Source organism: Erythrobacter oryzae (assembly GCF_030271515.1).
Classification (GTDB): domain Bacteria; phylum Pseudomonadota; class Alphaproteobacteria; order Sphingomonadales; family Sphingomonadaceae; genus Erythrobacter; species Erythrobacter oryzae.
On record NZ_JASCXI010000002.1, the window covers coordinates 617,050 to 634,519 of the forward strand.

Consider the following 17,470-nt stretch of genomic DNA (forward strand, 5'->3'; position numbering starts at 1 on the left):
AAGACTGAATGCTCTACCTGCTTGCCGAATGGCTTGGCTTTGAAGGCATCCTCAATCTGGTGCGCTACCAGAGCTTCCGTGCGGGCGCGACGCTGATGACCGCGCTGGTGATCGGCCTGTTGATCGGCGAGCGCTTCATCAACTTCCTCCGCGTGCGGCAGGGCAAGGGCCAGCCGATCCGTCTGGACGGCCCGCAATCCCACCTCGAAAAGCGCGGCACGCCGACGATGGGCGGGCTGATGATCCTCGTCTCGCTGACCTGCGCGCTGCTGCTCTGGATGGACCTCACCAGCCCCTTCGTCTGGGCGTGCCTTGCGGTGACGATCGGCTTCGGGGTGATCGGCTTCCTCGACGATTACGACAAGGTTTCCAAGAACAGCCATGCGGGCGTGCCTGCACGGGTGCGGCTGCTGGGCGAGTTCGTCGTAGCGGGCGTCGCCAGCGCGCTGATCGTCAGCCAGATCAACACCAATGTCTATCTGCCCTTCACCTCCGATCTCGTGATCCCGCTGGGGCCGGCCTATTACGTCTTCGCCGCCTTCGTGATCGTGGGCGCGGGCAATGCGGTGAACCTCACCGACGGGCTCGACGGCCTTGCGACCATGCCGGTGATCATCGCGGCGGGCACCTTCGCGATCATCTGCTATCTGGTCGGCCGGGTCGATTTCAGCTCCTATCTCGGCATCCCGCATGTGCCGGGCGCAGGCGAGCTGGCGATTTTCTGCGCCGCGATCATGGGGGCGGGGCTCGCCTTCCTGTGGTTCAACGCCCCGCCTGCTGCGGTGTTCATGGGCGACACCGGCTCGCTTGCCCTTGGCGGAGCGCTGGGGGCGATCGCGGTCGCCTCGCACCATGAAGTCGTGCTCGGCATCGTCGGCGGGCTGTTCGTGCTCGAGGCGGTGAGCGTCATCGTGCAGGTGTTCTGGTACAAGCGCACCGGCCGCCGCGTGTTCCGCATGGCCCCGATCCACCACCACTTCGAACAGCTCGGCTGGAAGGAGAGCAAGGTCGTGATCCGCTTCTGGATCATCGCCATCGTGCTCGCGCTGATCGGGCTGTCGACGCTGAAGCTGCGATAGGGAGGGGTGCTGGCCGTGATCACCTCCCCCGCCTTCAAGGGCAAGCGTTACGCGGTCCTCGGCCTCGCCCGTTCGGGCGCGGCAGCGGCCGAGGCGCTGCTGGCGAGCGGGGCGGAGGTGATCGGCTGGGACCGCCAGCCCCACGCGCGCGCGCCGTTCGAGGGGCGTTGCCGGCTGATCGACCCGCTCGAGCTCGACCTTACCGGCTTTGCGGGCGTGGTGGTCTCGCCCGGGGTGCCGCTGAACTCGCACCCCATCGGGCCGCGCGTGTGGCAATATGGCCTGCCCGTGATCGGCGATATCGAGCTCTTCGCTGCCGCGCGCGCGAGCCTGCCGCCGCACAAGGTGGTCGGCATCACCGGCACCAACGGCAAGTCGACCACCACCGCGCTGGTCCACCATATCCTGCAAACGGCGGGCGTGCCGAGCGTGATGGGCGGCAACATCGGCGACCCGATCCTCGGGCAGGCGCCGCTGCCCGAAGGCGGGGTCTATGTGCTCGAGCTGTCGAGCTTCCAGATCGACCTCACCTTCACGCTCGATTGCGATGTCGCGGCGCTGACCAACATCACCCCCGATCACCTCGATCGCTACGCCGGGTTCGACGCCTATGCCGCCTCCAAGGAACGCCTGTTCCAGATGCAGGCGAGCGGCACCGCGATCATCTGCGACGAGGACGCGCCCACCACCGCCATCGCCGACCGGCTGGCGGCAGCGGGCCGCGCGCCGGTGCGGGTCAAGACCGCCGATCTCGACGCGGCGGGGCTGGCCGAGGGGCGCTCGCCTTCGCTCGCCGGGCCGCACAATGCCCAGAACGCTGCCGTGGCGGTGGCGATCTGCCGCCAGCTGGGGCTGAGCGATGCGCAGATTGCGCAAGGCCTCGCCTCCTATCGCGGCCTCCCGCACCGGATGGAGCGCGTCTGCGAGGTCGAGGGGGTCGTCTACATCAACGACAGCAAGGCGACCAACGCCGCCTCGGCCGCTCCCGCGCTCGCCGCCTTCCCGCCCGATCCGGCGACCAATGGCGCCCCCCGCATCCACTGGATCGTCGGCGGGTTGCCCAAGGAGGACGGCCTCGGCGCCTGCGCCGACCATCTCGCCAACATCGCCGCCGCCTATACCGTGGGCGAGGCAGGGCCGATGTTTGCCGACCTACTCGAAGGGCAGGTCAGGGTCGAACGCTGCGAGCTCATCAGCGAGGCCGTGCGCCGCGCCGCCGAAGCCGCGCAGCCCGGCGAGGTGGTGCTGCTGAGCCCGGCCTGCGCCTCCTACGACCAGTTCCGCGACTACGAGAAGCGGGGGCTTCACTTCCGCCAGATGGTCGGCGCGATCACCGGCTGCGACACCTGCATCGAAACCGCTGACCGGAGCATCCTGCCATGAGCGCGCCGGTCTTCTCCGCCACCTCCGCACGCGGGCCAGGTGCCTATCTGCCCCCCGTGCCCGTGCAGCGCCGCTGGCGCGATTCCGTGCGCATCTGGTGGCGCGAGATCGACAAGCTGATGCTGCTGCTGATCGGCCTGCTGATGGCCATCGGCCTCGTCGCGGTCGCCGCAGCCTCGCCCGCGAGCGCCGACATGCTCTCGACTGCCAGCACCCGGCTCGACCCGCTGATGTTCTTCAAGCGGCACATCGTCTTCCAGCTGATCGGCCTGGCCGTGCTGATCGGCCTCAGCTTCCTCGACCGCGATCAGGCGCGGCGGCTGGGCATTCTGGTCGGCGCGGTGATGCTGGCGCTGCTGTTCGTGGTGCCCTTCATCGGCGAGGAGAAGAACGGCGCGCGGCGCTGGATCAATGTCGGCATGAGCTTGCAGCCCTCGGAGTTCCTCAAGCCGGGTTTCGCGATCATCTGCGCGTGGATCCTTAGCTGGCGGCTGCGCGATCCGGGCCTGCCGGTGATCGCCTTCGTCACCGGCTTCTTTGCACTGATCGCGGGGCTGCTGATGCTCCAGCCCAACCTTGGTGACGCAATCCTGTTCGGCGGGATCTGGCTGGTGATGGTGCTTCTGGCGGGCCTGCCGTGGCAGCGGATCGCCGGGGTGGGTGCTGCGGGCATCACCGCGCTGACGCTCGCCTACCTGTTCTACGACAACGCCCGCCACCGCATCGACGGCTTCCTCGGCGGCGGCACCGCCTTCGATCAGGTCGACCTCGCCCAGCGCACCATTACCGCGGGCGGGTGGACGGGGGCAGGCCTGTGGCTCGGCACCCGCAAGATGAACCTGCCCGAGGCGCACACCGACTACATCTTCTCGGTCATCGGCGAGGAGTTCGGGCTGATCGTCTGCGGCGTTATCGTGGTGCTCTATTGCGGGCTGGTGATGCGCGCGCTGCTGCGGCTGACGGGCGAGGACAACCTCTTCGCGCTGCTCGCCGCGGCGGGCCTCGTCACCCAGTTCGGGGGGCAGGCCTTCATCAACATCCTCGTCAACCTCAAGCTGTTCCCCTCCAAGGGCATGACCCTGCCGCTGATTTCCTACGGCGGTTCATCGACACTGGCGGTGTGCTTCACGCTTGGGCTATTGCTGGCGATCACCCGGCGCAATCCCTTCCTCGCGCGCGAGGGAGGGAGCTTGCGCGAGCTGATCGAACGCAAGGAAGAACGCCCATGACGAGCGAAACCCGCACCGGTGCCTCGCGCCACTATGTGCTCGCCGCAGGCGGCACCGGCGGGCACCTGATCCCCGCCTTCGCGCTCGCCACCGAGCTGCACCAGCGCGGCCACCACGTCGCACTGATCACCGACGAGCGCGGGGCGAATATCCCGGGCAAGCCCGATTTTCTCACCGCCCACGTGCTGCCCGCAGGCCGCTTCGGCAAGAACCCGCTGGGCTGGCCCGCGGGAGTGCGCGCGGTGCTCGAGGGGCGGGCGATGGCGCTCCGCCTGTTCGACCACTTCCAGCCCTCGGCGATCGTCGGCTTCGGCGGCTATCCCGCGCTGCCCGCGCTGCTCGCCTCGACCGCTGCCAAGCTGCCGAGCATCGTCCACGAACAGAACGCCGTGCTCGGCCGGGTCAACCGCCTGCTGGCGGGGCGGGTGGACGCGATCGCGACCTCCTACGAGAAGGTCGACCGCCTCAGCCCCAAGCACGCGCACAAGGTGCATCTGGTGGGCAACCCGGTGCGCGCCGAAGTGCTGGCTTTGCGCGAGCAGGATTTCCCCGCCTTCACCGAGGAGAGCCTGCTGCGCATCCTCGTTACCGGCGGCTCGCAGGGCGCGAGCATTCTGTCGCAGGTCGTGCCCGATGGCCTCGCCATGCTCCCGCCCGCCTTGCGCCAGCGCTTGCAGGTCACCCAGCAATGCCGCGCGGAAGACCTCGAGGCGGTGCGCAAGCGCTATGCCGAGCATGACATCCCCGCCGAACTCGGCACCTATTTCGAGGATATGCACACGCGGCTGGCCGACGCGCATCTGTTCATCGGCCGCGCGGGCGCCTCGACCATCGCGGAGCTTACCGCGGTGGGCCGCCCGGCGATCCTCGTGCCGCTCCCCATCGCGACCGACGATCATCAGGCGGCGAACACCCGCGAGATGGTGAAGGCGGGCGGCGCGCGCATGATCCGGCAGGACGCCTTCCAGCCCAAGGAGCTCGCCAAGCAGATCCAGGCGATGGCGATGCACCCGCAGAGCCTCGCCAACGCGGCGCATTGCGCTTTCAACTGCGGGCGGCCCGATGCGGCGAAGGACCTCGCGGACCTCGTCGAGACCATGAGCGGGATCGATCTGATGGACGTGATCCGCGTGGGCGAGAGCGCGCCTGCGGCAGCGGCCGCAGTGCGGCCCGCCGCCGGCACGGCGCGCAAGGCTGCCAAGGACAAGGTTGATCAATGAAGGGCGTCGGCACCGATATCGGCATCATCCACTTCGTCGGGATCGGCGGGATCGGCATGTCGGGCATCGCCGAGGTGATGCACAATCTGGGCTATCAGGTACAGGGCAGCGACATCGCCGAAAGCGCGAGCGTCGAGCGGCTGCGCGCGCGCGGGATCACCGTGCATGTCGGCCACCGGGCCGAGAATGTCGAAGGCGTCGCGGTGGTCGTCACCTCCACCGCCGTGCGCCGCACCAACCCCGAAGTCGCCGCTGCATTGGAAGCCCGCGTCCCCGTGGTGCGCCGCGCCGAGATGCTGGCCGAACTGATGCGGCTCAAATCCACCGTCGCGGTGGCGGGCACCCACGGCAAGACCACCACCACGAGCATGATCGCGACCCTGCTCGATGCGGGCGGGATCGACCCCACGGTCATCAACGGCGGGATCATCGAGCAATATGGCTCCAACGCCCGCCTCGGCGATTCCGACTGGATGGTGGTGGAGGCCGACGAGAGCGACGGCAGCTTCCTGCGCCTCGACGGGACCATCGCGGTCGTCACCAATATCGACCCTGAGCACTTGGACCACTACGGCGACTTCGACGGGGTCAAGAAGGCCTTCGTCGAGTTCATCCACAACGTCCCCTTCTACGGCGCGGCGGTGCTGTGCGTCGATCATCCCGTCGTGCAGGCAGTGATCGGCGCGGTGCGAGACCGCAAGGTCGTGACCTACGGCTTCTCGCTTCAGGCCGACATCTGCGGGGTCAACATCGCTTCCGAAGACGGGGGCAACCGCTTCGATGTGATCGTGCGCCAGCGCGGTCTGGAGGATCGCCGGATCGAGGGCGTGCACCTGCCCATGCCGGGCCGCCACAACGTCCAGAACGCCCTCGCCGCCATCGCCGTCGCCATCGAGATGGGCTGTTCGGACGAGGTGATCCGCACCGGCTTTGCCCGCTTCGGCGGGGTGCGGCGGCGGTTCACCAAGGTTGGAACGGTCGCGCTTGGCGATGGTTCGGTCACGGTGATCGACGATTATGCCCACCACCCGGTCGAAATCCGCGCCGTGCTCTCCGCCGCGCGCGAGGCTGTGGCCGCCGGGGGCCGCGTGATCGCGGTCGCCCAGCCGCACCGCTACACCCGCCTCAAAGACCTGATGGACGACTTCCAGTCGTGCTTCGACGACGCCGACATCGCCTATGTTGCCCCGGTGTACCCCGCGGGCGAGGAGCCGATCGAGGGGGTCGATCACGCCGCGCTGGTCGCGGGGATGAAGGCGCGCGGGCACCGCGCCGCGCGCGAGATCGCGGGCGCCGACGCTCTGGCCGAGACGCTCGCGGGCGAAGTCCAGCCGGGCGACCTCGTCGTGTGCCTCGGCGCGGGCGACATCACCAAGTGGGCCGCAGGGCTGGCTCCGGCGATCACGGCGAAGCGGGGTGTTCCTGCATGAACCAGCCGGGCGACACCTATCATTCCGACGATGGCTCCGCGCCCACCTGCGCGGTCGAGGGCGCCGTCGCCGCGCCCGTGCCGCTGGACGGCATCCGCGGCAAGCTCACCTGCAAGGCCCCGCTCGCGCCCTACACATGGTTCAAGACCGGCGGCCCGGCCGACTGGCTGTTCGAGCCCGCCGACATGGACGACCTCAAGGCTTTCCTCGAGCGATTGGACGGCGAGATCCCGGTGATGGCGCTGGGCCTCGGCTCGAACATGATCGTGCGTGACGGCGGCGTGCCCGGCGTGGTGGTGCGGCTCGGCAAGGCCTTCGCGGGCGTCCAGCACACCGGCGAGATGGAACTCACCTGCGGCGGCGGGGCGAGCGGCATTCTGGTCGCCTCGACCGCGCGCGACCTCGGCATTGCGGGGCTCGAATTCCTGCGCGGCATCCCCGGCACGGTCGGCGGCTTCGTGCGGATGAACGGCGGCGCCTACGGGCGCGAGGTCGCCGACGTGCTGCTCGACTGCGCGGTGATCCTGCATGACGGCAGCTTCATCACGCTGAACGCCGAAGAGCTCGACTACTCCTACCGCCACTCGGCCCTGCCCGAGGGCGCGATCGTGGTCTCGGCCCGCTTCCGCGGCCACCCGGGCGAGCCTGGCGCGATCGGCGCGGAAATGGACCGCATCGCCGCCGCGCGCGAGGCTTCGCAGCCGCTGCGCACCAAGACCGGCGGATCGACCTTCAAGAACCCCGAGGGCCACAAGGCCTGGGAACTGGTCGACCGCGCCGGCTGCCGCGGCCTCACCTTGGGCGGTGCACAGGTTTCCGAAAAACACACCAACTTCCTCATCAACACCGGTACCGCCACCAGCGCAGACATCGAAGGGCTGGGGGAACTGGTGCGCGACAGGGTCTATGCGCAGACGGGCGTGAGCCTCGAGTGGGAAATTCAGAGAGTGGGACGCCCGTGACTTTCGCCAAGCCTCTTCATGTCGCGGTCCTGATGGGCGGCTGGGCGAACGAGCGGCAGGTCTCGCTCACCAGCGGCGCGGGCGTGGCCGATGCGCTCGAGAGCAAGGGCCACCGCGTCACCCGCATCGACATGGGGCGCGATGTCGCGCTCAAGCTGCATGAGGCGAAGCCCGATGTTGTCTTCAATGCGCTCCACGGCGTGCCGGGGGAGGACGGGACAGTGCAGGGGATGCTCGACCTTATGGGCCTTCCATATACGCACTCCGGCCTCGCCACCTCTGTGATCGCGATCGACAAGCAGCTGACCAAGCAGGCGCTGGTGCCGCATGGCATCCCCATGCCGGGCGGGCGGATCGTGACGCGCGAGGAGCTGCATCAGCGCGACCCGCTGCCGCGCCCCTATGTGCTGAAGCCGGTCAACGAGGGTTCCTCGGTCGGCGTCGCCATCGTCACCGAAAACAGCAATGTCGGCAACCCGATCAGCCCCGACGCGACCGGCCCGTGGCAGGAATTCGCTGAACTTCTCGCCGAACCCTTCATCAAGGGCCGCGAACTGACCGCCGCCGTGCTCGACGGCCCCGACGGACCGCGTCCGCTGGGCGTCACCGAATTGATCGTGGCGAACGGCTTCTACGATTACGAGAACAAGTACACCGCCGGGCGCACCGAGCACATCTTCCCGGCGAAACTCCCGCCCGAGATCACCGCCCTGTGCGAGGCCTATGCCGTCAAGGCGCATCAGGTATTGGGCTGCCACGGCACCAGCCGCACCGATTTCCGCTGGGACGAGGAGGCGGGCGAGGACGGGCTCTTCGTGCTCGAGACCAACACCCAGCCGGGCATGACGCCCTTGAGCCTCGTCCCCGAACAGGCAGCGGGCTGCGGGATCAGCTATGCCGACCTCGTCGAGATGCTCTGCGCCGAGGCGCTTCGGGTTCACGCTCTCAAACAGGGAGGCACGCATGGCGCAGCAGATCAGGCGTAACGGCACCTCGGGCGTCCGCCGCGCCGCCAAGGCGCAGAGCCGCGCGGTCGCGGCGCGCAAGGCGCGCGGGTCGGCGAGCGGCGTCCTTGACCGGATCATGGGCTTCCTTCCCTTCACCGAGGAGCAGTGGAGCCGCATCTGGCTCGCGATGATCATCGGCGCGGGCGTCGGGATCGCTGCGGTGATCGCCAGCCTTGCGGGCGTCCCCGCGCTGGCGCAGGCCCAGGTCGCCGCAATCGCCGCCGATGCCGGGTTCGAGGTGCGCCACGTGCGCGTTACCGGCACCAACCGGATGGACGAGCAGCAGGTCTATGCCCGCGTCCTTAAGCAGCGCAACCGCGCCATGCCCGACGTCGATGTCGCCGCGCTGCGCGCCGAGCTGCTCGCGCTGCCTTGGGTCAAGGACGCGCGGGTCTCGATCCAGTTGCCGCACACCCTCGCCATCGACATCGTCGAGCGCACGCCGCACGCCGTGCTCGAGCGGCCCGACCGGCTGATGCTGATCGATGCGGGCGGGGTCGAGCTCGAGCCGGTCGCGGCGGAGAAGACCAAGGGGATGCTGCGGCTTGCCGGGCCGGGAGCGGGCAAGCAGGCGCAGGCGCTCGAGATGCTGCTCGCCGCCGCGCCGGCATTGGCGCCCAAGGTGGAAGCCGCCGAATGGGTCGGCAACCGGCGCTGGAACCTGACCTTCACCACCGGCCAGCTGCTGGCGCTCCCCGAGGGCGAGGTCGAGGCGGCGACGGCGCTCGTCAAGTTCGCGCGGCTCGACGGCAAGAACCGGCTGCTGGGCGGCAAGGTGCTGGCCTTCGACATGCGCACGCCGCCGCGGCTCTACATGCGCCTGCCGCAAGCGGTCGGCCAGCCCAAGGTCGTCGCCGCGCCCGAGGAAGAGGGGGAGACCACCTGATGGCCTCCAAAGCCGCCCCCAAGCCAACCGCGGCCCAGCGCCGCTTGGCGCGCACCTATGCCGCGGTCAATATCGGCTCGTTCCGCATCAGCGCGATGATCATGGGCGAGACCGAGAGCGGCGACCTCCAAGTGCTCGGCAGCGGCCACCGCGCCAGCGCCGGCGTCAAGCGCGGCTATGTCACCGACATGGCCGCCGCCGCCCACGCGATCCGCGACGCGGTCGAGCGCGCGGAGAAAGCCGCCAACACCCCCGTCCGGAGCGTCTGGATCGCCTGCGCCGGGGCGGGGCTTGCGAGCCACGTGGTCGCGGTCGATATCGAGATCGGCGGGCGGCGGATCGAGGACGAGGATGTCGAGGCGCTGCTGGTCGAAGCGCAGGACATGATCCAGCCCGACGGGCGCAAGGTGCTCCACGCGCAGCCTGCGCACTACACCCTCGACGGCGCGCACGGCGTCGCCAACCCGCGCGGGCTTCATGCCGAGCGGCTCGGGGTCGATATCCACGTGATGCTGGCCGACGGCGCGCCGGTCAGGAACCTCACCGAGGCGGTGCAGAACGCGCATCTCGAGGTCGAGGGCGTGGTCGCCGCCCCGCTCGCCGCCGGGCACGCCTGCCTGACGCCGGAAGAGCGCGAGCTGGGCGTCGCGCTGGTCGAGATCGGGGCGGACATCACCAATGTCGCGGTCTTCGCAGGCGGGATGCTGCTCGGGCTCCACGCGGTGCCGATGGGTTCGGGCTCGATCACCGATGCGATCGCATCGAGCTTTGGCATCCGCCGCTCGCAGGCCGAGCGCCTCAAATGCGTTGCGGGCTCGGCTATCGCGAGCCCTGCCGATCACCGCGAGCTGATCCCCGTTAATGGCCCGGGCGAGGGCGGGGAGGGCGGCGCGCCGGTCGGCCCGCTCGCGCGCGGGGCAGACGACAAGAACCGCATCGTGCGCGCCGAGCTGATCGCAGTCGTCACCCAGCAGTTGGGCGTGCTCACCGGCGAGATCGGCAAGGCGCTCAAGACCATGGGCTTTGCCGGCGCGCGTGCGGGTCAGGTGGTGCTCACCGGCGGGGGAGCCGAGCTTGCCGGGATGGCCGATTTCATGCAGGGTGCACTGGGTCAGCCTGTGCGGCTCGGCCGCCCGCCGCAGCTCACCGGCATGCCCGAAGCGCATCACGCGCCGGGCTTCGCGACGCTGGCAGGCCTGTGCCTCTACGCCGCCGACGACCCGGTCGATATCCGCGCGGTGGGCGCGGGGCGCGCCGGGGTCTACCGCGCCTTCTCGCGCGAGAGCGGCTTGTGGGCGCTGGTGATGCGCCTGTTCCGGGCGCTGAAGGAGTATTTCTGAGCCGCCCGGCGCCCGCTTTACGCCGCGGCATCGTGCGGTTTCCGAGGCCCGATGCTGTGGATAAGGGTTTTGCCGCTATAAAATGTGCACGACGATTATGTCACAGACGATAAATGCGCGGGGGAAGGTGGGAAAAATCCGTCCCTGCGCCTGGAGGACCAGCTCATGAGCATCAATATCGGACCCGCAGCGAGCGACGACCTGCGTCCCCGCATCACCGTCATCGGCATCGGCGGGGCCGGGGGCAACGCGATCGCCAACATGATCGCGGCCGAGATCGAGGGCGTCGAGTTCATCGTCGCCAATACCGACGCGCAGGCCCTGAGCACCTCGCCGGCCGAAAAGCGCATCCAGCTCGGGCCTGACATCACCGGCGGCCTTGGCGCGGGCGCGCGGCCCGAAGTGGGCAAGGCCGCGGCGGAAGAGACCGTCGCCGAGATCGAGAAGGCGCTCGAGGGCGTCAACATGTGCTTCATCGCGGCCGGCATGGGCGGGGGCACCGGCACCGGCGCTGCGCCCGTCATCGCGGAAGCCGCGCGCCGCATGGGCGTGCTGACCGTCGGCGTCGTCACCAAGCCGTTCCTGTTCGAAGGCACCCGCCGGATGCGCGCCGCCGAAGCGGGCATCGAGGAGTTGCAGAACCACGTCGACACGCTGATCGTCATTCCCAACCAGAACCTGTTCCTGGTCGCCAAGGCGGAGACCACCTTCAAGGAAGCCTTCCAACTCGCCGACGAAGTGCTCCAGCAGGGCGTGCGCTCGATCACCGACCTGATGGTCATGCCCGGCCTCATCAACCTCGACTTTGCCGACGTGCGTTCGGTGATGAGCGAGATGGGCAAGGCGATGATGGGCACCGGCGAGGGCGAGGGCGAGAACCGCGCGCTCGACGCGGCCGAGCAGGCGATCGCCAACCCGCTGCTCGACGGTGTCAGCATGGCGGGCGCCAAGGGCGTCATCATCTCGATCATCGGCGGTGAGGACATGCGCCTGCTCGAAGTCGACGAAGCCGCGAACCACATCCGCGAACTGGTCGACGAAGACGCGAACATCATCTGGGGTTCGGCATTCAACCCCGATCTCAAGGGCAAGATCCGCGTCTCGGTGGTCGCCACCGGGATCGAGCAGAGCGCCATCGGCCAGTCCGAGCGCAGCCAGTCGATCTCGCTCGGCGCCGCGCGTGCGCCCAAGCGGCCGGTGCTCGAACTGTCGGACGATGACGGCTTCGGCGCCGCAGCCCCCATCGCGGCGCCCGAACCGGCCCCCGCGCCGACCTTCGATCTGGGCGGTGCCTCGGGCGGCTATGACGAGGACGACACGCTCGATCTGGGCGAGGCCGAAGTCGAGGAAGCCGAGAGTGAATCTGCCGCGCCGTTCGAACTCACCGGCATGCAGGCCGGTGACGGCTATGGCGACGAATACGAGGACGACGTCGACGATATCGTCGATCCGCTGGCAGGCCTGCGCGGCGCGGAAGAGGCCGGGGGCTACGGCGCTGGCACTCCAGCTGCGGCCGAAGACGACGGCGAGGCGCTCGAACTCGATGACGGCTACGCCGCTTACGAAGACGCCGAGGACGAAGGCCCGGCGCAGGACGATCTTCTCGCCAGCGCCGACCGGCTCGCCGCCGAAGACCGCCCGGTCGAGGCGCGCCTCGGCGGCGGACGGCGTCGTGGGCTGCTTGGCGGTGACGGCGGCGATGGTTCCGGCAACGCCGGCAGCACGCTGTTCGAGCGCATGGCCAACCTCTCGCGCTCCACGGCTCGCGAGGATGACGAGGACGAGGAGGGCGAGGACAGCCCGGCGCTCAGCATCCCGCGTTTCCTCGGCCGCCAGAACAACCAGTAACCGCGCGCCCGCCGCGCTGCGTCGCAACCCCGCTGGCAGGCGGCGGAGCGTCTGATAGAGCACGCATGATGGTGTCGCGCATTCCTGTTCTTGCTGCTCTGGCGCTCGGCGTCGTGTGGCTGCCTGTGGGCGGCGCGGCGGCGCAGGAGGTGGTCTCGCAGCCGGTGGTGCAGGCGCTCCCCTCGCCCGAGGTCCAGCGATTGAACCGCGCCCTCGTCGCGCTCGCCAAGGCCCCGCGCGATCGCGCCGCGCTGGTAGAGGCGGGGCAGGCCGCGCTCGGGGTCGACGATCTCGAGGCGGCGATCGGCTTTTTCGGACGCGCTGCCGATGTCGATCCGGGCCATCCCGAAGTCGCGCTCGGGCTCGGGTCGGTCTACCTGCGCGCAGGCCGCGCGGGCGAGGCGCTGCTGCAGTTCGACCGTGCGCTCGCCGCCGGGGCGGACGAGCGCGCCGTGCTGACCGACCGTGCGCTGAGCCTCGACCTCGTCGGCGAACAGCCCGCCGCGCAGGCCGCTTACACCCGCGCGCTCGAACTCGATCCCGCCAATGACGAGGCGCGGCGGCGGTTGGCGGTGAGCTATGCCATCAGTGGCAACAATGCGCGCTTCGAGGATACGCTGCGCCCGCTGCTCGACCGCCGCGATCTCGCCGCGCAGCGCGCCCGCGCCTTTGGCCTTGCGATCATGGGCCAGAACGATCGTGCCTCCGCGATCGTCGAGCAGGTCATGCCGCGCGATATCGCGACCCGACTGGTGCCCTATCTCGGCTACATGCCGCGCCTGACGAAGCAGCAGCAGGCGGCGGCGGCCAATCTCGGGATCTTCCCGCGCTCGGCGGATATCGGCCGCGACGATCCGCGCCTTGCGCGCTTTGCCGCCGAAGAGCGTGCCGACAGCCGGCTCGCGCCCGCCGGCCCGCCGCTCGGCGCGCGGCCCGCGCAGGTCGCCACCGCGCCCACCCCGCCGCCTTCGACCACGGTCTATACCACGCCGGTTCCGGCCTCCGCGATCGGCAGCGCGCCCGCGCCTGCCGCAGACCCCGCGCGGGTGGCGACCGTCACCCCCGTCGCCGTCAGCACCGCGCCGCCGCCGCCTGCTCCGGCACCCGCGCCGCGTCCGGTGGAGCGGGTGGCCGATGTCTTCGCCGATCTCGGCGCGCCCACCGCCGATGCGCGCGTCTCGGGCGATGCGGTCGACCTGTCGCGAATCGAGGTCCGGCGCGAGGCCCCGCCTGCGCCCAAGCCGGAAGCCAAGCCCGCCGAGAAGCCCAAGCCCAAGCCCAAGGAGCCGCCCAAGCCCGTCCATCCCAGCCGCGTCTGGGTGCAGGTCGCTACCGGCAAGAAGATCGACGCGCTCGCCTTCGACTGGAAGCGCATCAGCAAGGAAGGTGGCAAATCGCTCGCCCCCTACAAGCCCCACACCGCCCGCTGGGGCGCGACCAACCGCCTCGTCATCGGCCCTGTCGCCAACCGCGACAAGGCCGAGGCCCTGGTGCGCGAATTGAAGAAGAAGGGCATGGACGTGTTCCTGTGGCTGAGTGAAGAAGGCGAGGCGGTTCAACCGCTTAAGTAGCTTCCACGGGTTTCTTTGCACAGGCTTTGCACAAGCTTGTCCGGTTCTCCCCAACCGCCGGGATTCGCGCGATTGCCAATCGCCCCCACAAGCGTCCATCCCTCGCAGCGATGGTGACCCGACCCCTTCCGCTTGCGCCCCTGAACCTCCAAGGCGCCCGCCCGTGAGAGCCGCTGACATGGACTATTCCGCCGAGGACGATGCCGCCCCCGTCGACATGCTTGCCAGCCTCTTCGCCGCGCGCGGGTGGCCGTTCGAGATGGTCTCGGAAGACGAGATGACCGGCGAGGTGCAGGGCAGCTGGGCCACCTACCAGCTGCGCGCGATCTGGCGGGCCGAGGACAGTGTGCTGCAGTTCCTGTGCCTCCCCGACATCCGCGTCACCGACGACAAGCGCGCCGCCGCCTATGAATTGCTCTGCCTCGTCAACGAGCAGATGTGGCTCGGGCATTTCGACATCTGGTCGAACGGCGACGTGCTGCTTTACCGCCACGGTGCGCTGCTGGGCGATCACGGGCGCCTCAGCCTCGACATGGCGCAGGCGCTGGTCGAGAGCGCGATCGACGAGTGCGACCGCTTCTACCCTGCCTTCCAGTTCGTGCTGTGGGGCGGCAAATCCCCGCGCGCCGCACTCGAAGCGGCGATGGTCGACGCGGCGGGCGAGGCCTGATACGCCGCCCGGCATGAACTACCACCTGATCATCGGCTGCGGCAACATGGGCGGAGCGATGCTCGCCGGCTGGCTGGCGGCGGGCGAGGCCCCGGCGCGTTTCAGCGTGCTCGACCCGGCGCTGGCCGATGTGCCCGAGGGCGTTGCGCTCTACCGCGATGCGGCCGAGGTGCCGGGGGCGCATGATGCGGTGCTGCTCGGGTTCAAGCCGCAGCAGTTGGCGGCGCTAGGGCCGGGGCTGCAATGCGTGACGGAGGGCCGGACGGTCTGTTCGCTCCTTGCCGGAATCACGCTGGACCAGCTTGCGGCGGCTTTTCCGGCTGGGAGCGCGCACATCCGCGTGATGCCGAACCTTGCCGCGCGCATCAACAAGTCGCCGGTCATCCTCGCCGAGCGCGGCCTCGACGCCGAACGCCGCGCCGCCACCTTAGACCTGTTCGGCCGCCTTGGCAGTGCCGTCTGGCTGGAGGACGAGGCGCAGTTCGATCTCGTCACCGCGCTCGCCGGATCGGGGCCGGGCTTCGTCTACCGTTTCATCGACGCGCTCGCGGGCGCGGCCGTCGATCTCGGGCTCGACGAACCCACCGCCGCCGCGCTGGCGCTGGCCACGGTCGAGGGCGCATCGGCGCTCGCCGCGGCTTCCGACGCCTCCCCCGCGACCCTCGCTGACCGCGTCGCCAGCCCGGGCGGCATGACCCGTGAGGGCCTCAACGTGCTCGACGCGGACGCTGCGCTGCGCCGCCTGCTGGCGCAGACACTGGCCGCCACGCGCGACAAGGGTGCGGCGCTCTCGCGCGGCGGTTAAGATTAACAAGCGTTCAGCTGAACAAATTGCACGCTTTGCAAGCCGGTTTCGCTTGAAAAGCCGGAAAGAACCCACGATATTCGCCTGACTGGAGAGCGCGGGCTTTTCCGCGCTCCATGATGAAAGGCTAAGGGTTTCACAATGGCTGACTGGAATGACCCCTCGCGCAACGCGCAGCGCTTCGGCTCCGTGCCGCGCGCCGGAGGCGATGTCGCCGGCCGCGTAACCTTCGACGAGGGCCTGCGCAAGCACATGCTCTCGATCTACAACTACATGACCTCGGGCATCCTCCTGACCGGGATCGTCGCGCTGCTGGCCTTCACCAGCGGCATGGCGGAAACGATCCACTTCAGCGCCCTGCGTTGGGTGGTCGGCCTGTCGCCGCTCGTCATCGTCTTCGCGATGAGCTTCGGCGCCAACCGCTTCAGCACCGGCACGCTCCAGCTGATGTTCTGGGGCTTCAGCATCCTGATGGGCCTGTCGCTGTCCTCGGTGTTCCTGGTCTATACCGGCGGCTCGATCGCCACGACCTTCTTCGCCACCGCGGCGGCCTTCGCCGGCCTTTCGCTTTTCGGCTACACCACCAAGAAGAACCTGTCGGGCATCGGCAGCTTCCTGATCATGGGTCTGGTCGGCCTGATCGTGGCGATGGTCATCAACCTGTTCCTGCAGAGCCCCGCGTTCCACTACGCGATCAGCATCATCGGCGTGCTGATCTTTGCAGGCCTCACCGCCTATGACACGCAGCGCCTGAAGGACGAATACCAGTACCTGCGCGGCACCGAATTCGCCGGCAAGGCGGTGGTGCTGGGTGCGCTGACGCTCTACCTGGACTTCATCAACATGTTCCAGTTCCTGCTCAGCTTCCTTGGGAACCGCGAATAACCGCGTTGCCCGGTCGGGCTGCAGCCCGCCGCAAGAGTGTTGAAATGTCGAATGCCCGGGGGCCTAAGCAGCCTTCCGGGCATTTGCTTTGTTAGCCGCTGCGGTTATCGCGGACGCCTTCAGGCTGGAGCAAGCCGCGCCGCGCCATTCCGGTGACTGCGCGGCACCTTCAGACCGCATTACGAGAGAGACACCTGATGAGCGCCGCTCCGCACTCGCCTTCCGACAAGCCGCGAACGGTCACGACACGCACCTCCTTCGGCCTTGCGATCACCACGCTGGCGGTCGGCGCCGCGATCCTCGGCGCCTGCGCCACCCCGCCGCCGCCGCCTCCGCCGCCGCCGCCACCCCCGCCGCCCCCGCCGCCGCAGGTGGTCGAGGCCGTGCCCTATCGCCCGCTCCCCCCGGGCGGTGCGCATTACGTCATGAACATGCCCGCCAAGGGCCCCGACGGGCGGCGCATTACGGTCAACTCCAACCTCTCGAACGACCAGCTGGTCTGGAACCTGCGCTCGGCCTGGAACGTCGCGGCGCTGAACTGCCTCGCGCCCGAGTATCAGCCGATCCTCGACGGCTACCGCGCCTTCCTCACCAAGAACGTGCGCGCGCTGAAGGCGGTCAACGACCGGATCGAGAAGACCTACACCAGCCGCTTCAAGGTCAAGCGCGACGCGATCATCGCGCGCGACGGCTACACCACGCAGGTCTACAACTTCTTCGCCGAGCCCGCCGCGCGCGCCGGCTTCTGCCGCGCCGCGCTCGACATGGCGAACCGCGCGGCTGTTACCCCGCCGACCGATCCGCTCGCCTTTGCGCAGGCCAATTTCGACGGGCTGCTGGTGCCCTTCGAGCAGTTCTTCGACGATTACGAGGCCTACCAGCGCGCCTCGGCGGAATGGGACGCGAAGTGGGGCGAGATGTTTGGCGCCTCGCAGCCCGGCTGGGTGGCGGTGCAGCAGCACCGCGCCGGCCTCGCGCCGCCGCCCGGCCCGGGCGCGGGGCAGACCGTGATCGATCCCGAAACCGGCCTGCCGGTGCCGGTCATCCCGGTCACTGAAGGCGTCACCTCGCAGCCCGTGGTCCAGCCGATCGCGCCGGGCACCGGAGGCGCGGGCGGCAAGTAGGCTTGCGCGGGGCGTGGCGGCTGAAAATGCC

15 protein-coding genes are annotated in these 17,470 nt (G+C 69.2%); all 15 read left to right on the forward strand.

The window, feature by feature from the left end; genetic code table 11:
• The first annotated feature begins 8 nt into the window (after positions 1 to 8).
• The 15 genes from mraY to PFX90_RS07640 all read left to right on the forward strand — a co-directional run bounded on the left by mraY (position 9) and on the right by PFX90_RS07640 (position 17,439).
• Complete coding sequence (mraY, locus tag PFX90_RS07570; RefSeq protein ID WP_285711784.1) at positions 9 to 1,079, forward strand: phospho-N-acetylmuramoyl-pentapeptide-transferase; 1,071 nt, start codon at positions 9 to 11, stop codon at positions 1,077 to 1,079.
• A gap of 15 nt (positions 1,080 to 1,094) precedes the next feature.
• The gene (gene murD / locus PFX90_RS07575) at positions 1,095 to 2,462 is read left to right on the forward strand and encodes a UDP-N-acetylmuramoyl-L-alanine--D-glutamate ligase (RefSeq protein WP_285711785.1); all 1,368 of its coding nucleotides are present in this window, start codon (positions 1,095 to 1,097) and stop codon (positions 2,460 to 2,462) included.
• Positions 2,459 to 3,691 carry an FtsW/RodA/SpoVE family cell cycle protein gene (locus tag PFX90_RS07580; RefSeq protein WP_285711786.1) on the forward strand — a complete coding sequence of 411 codons (1,233 nt, stop codon included), beginning with the start codon at positions 2,459 to 2,461 and terminating at the stop codon, positions 3,689 to 3,691. The genes murD and PFX90_RS07580 overlap by 4 nt, the downstream gene beginning before the upstream one ends.
• Positions 3,688 to 4,911: an undecaprenyldiphospho-muramoylpentapeptide beta-N-acetylglucosaminyltransferase gene (gene murG, locus PFX90_RS07585; protein ID WP_285711787.1), complete on the forward strand. Its 1,224-nt coding sequence runs from the start codon at positions 3,688 to 3,690 to the stop codon at positions 4,909 to 4,911. Before PFX90_RS07580 ends, murG begins: the two co-directional genes overlap by 4 nt.
• Positions 4,908 to 6,341 carry a UDP-N-acetylmuramate--L-alanine ligase gene (gene murC / locus PFX90_RS07590; protein ID WP_285711788.1) on the forward strand — a complete coding sequence of 478 codons (1,434 nt, stop codon included), beginning with the start codon at positions 4,908 to 4,910 and terminating at the stop codon, positions 6,339 to 6,341. Before murG ends, murC begins: the two co-directional genes overlap by 4 nt.
• A complete protein-coding gene (gene murB, locus PFX90_RS07595) occupies positions 6,338 to 7,303 on the forward strand; it encodes a UDP-N-acetylmuramate dehydrogenase (protein WP_285711789.1) in 966 nt (321 codons plus the stop codon). The genes murC and murB overlap by 4 nt, the downstream gene beginning before the upstream one ends.
• Complete coding sequence (locus PFX90_RS07600) at positions 7,300 to 8,289, forward strand: D-alanine--D-alanine ligase (RefSeq protein ID WP_285711790.1); 990 nt, start codon at positions 7,300 to 7,302, stop codon at positions 8,287 to 8,289. The genes murB and PFX90_RS07600 overlap by 4 nt, the downstream gene beginning before the upstream one ends.
• Positions 8,267 to 9,196, forward strand: coding sequence for a cell division protein FtsQ/DivIB (locus tag PFX90_RS07605; RefSeq protein ID WP_285711791.1), 930 nt, complete (start codon positions 8,267 to 8,269; stop codon positions 9,194 to 9,196). Before PFX90_RS07600 ends, PFX90_RS07605 begins: the two co-directional genes overlap by 23 nt.
• A complete protein-coding gene (gene ftsA, locus PFX90_RS07610) occupies positions 9,196 to 10,536 on the forward strand; it encodes a cell division protein FtsA (protein WP_285711793.1) in 1,341 nt (446 codons plus the stop codon). Before PFX90_RS07605 ends, ftsA begins: the two co-directional genes overlap by 1 nt.
• A gap of 165 nt (positions 10,537 to 10,701) precedes the next feature.
• Positions 10,702 to 12,384 (forward strand): cell division protein FtsZ, encoded by a 1,683-nt coding sequence (gene ftsZ, locus PFX90_RS07615; RefSeq protein ID WP_285711794.1) that lies wholly within the window; start codon positions 10,702 to 10,704, stop codon positions 12,382 to 12,384.
• Between the two features lie 65 nt (positions 12,385 to 12,449).
• Complete coding sequence (locus PFX90_RS07620) at positions 12,450 to 13,955, forward strand: SPOR domain-containing protein (protein ID WP_285711796.1); 1,506 nt, start codon at positions 12,450 to 12,452, stop codon at positions 13,953 to 13,955.
• A gap of 178 nt (positions 13,956 to 14,133) precedes the next feature.
• Positions 14,134 to 14,625 carry a type III secretion system chaperone family protein gene (locus PFX90_RS07625; protein ID WP_285712051.1) on the forward strand — a complete coding sequence of 164 codons (492 nt, stop codon included), beginning with the start codon at positions 14,134 to 14,136 and terminating at the stop codon, positions 14,623 to 14,625.
• A gap of 13 nt (positions 14,626 to 14,638) precedes the next feature.
• Positions 14,639 to 15,430, forward strand: a complete 792-nt coding sequence (locus tag PFX90_RS07630; RefSeq protein ID WP_285711797.1) for a pyrroline-5-carboxylate reductase family protein — start codon at positions 14,639 to 14,641, stop codon at positions 15,428 to 15,430.
• A gap of 141 nt (positions 15,431 to 15,571) precedes the next feature.
• Positions 15,572 to 16,315 carry a Bax inhibitor-1/YccA family protein gene (locus PFX90_RS07635; RefSeq protein WP_285711798.1) on the forward strand — a complete coding sequence of 248 codons (744 nt, stop codon included), beginning with the start codon at positions 15,572 to 15,574 and terminating at the stop codon, positions 16,313 to 16,315.
• 197 nt (positions 16,316 to 16,512) lie between these two features.
• A complete protein-coding gene (locus PFX90_RS07640) occupies positions 16,513 to 17,439 on the forward strand; it encodes a hypothetical protein (protein ID WP_285711799.1) in 927 nt (308 codons plus the stop codon).
• The last annotated feature ends 31 nt before the right edge of the window (positions 17,440 to 17,470 follow it).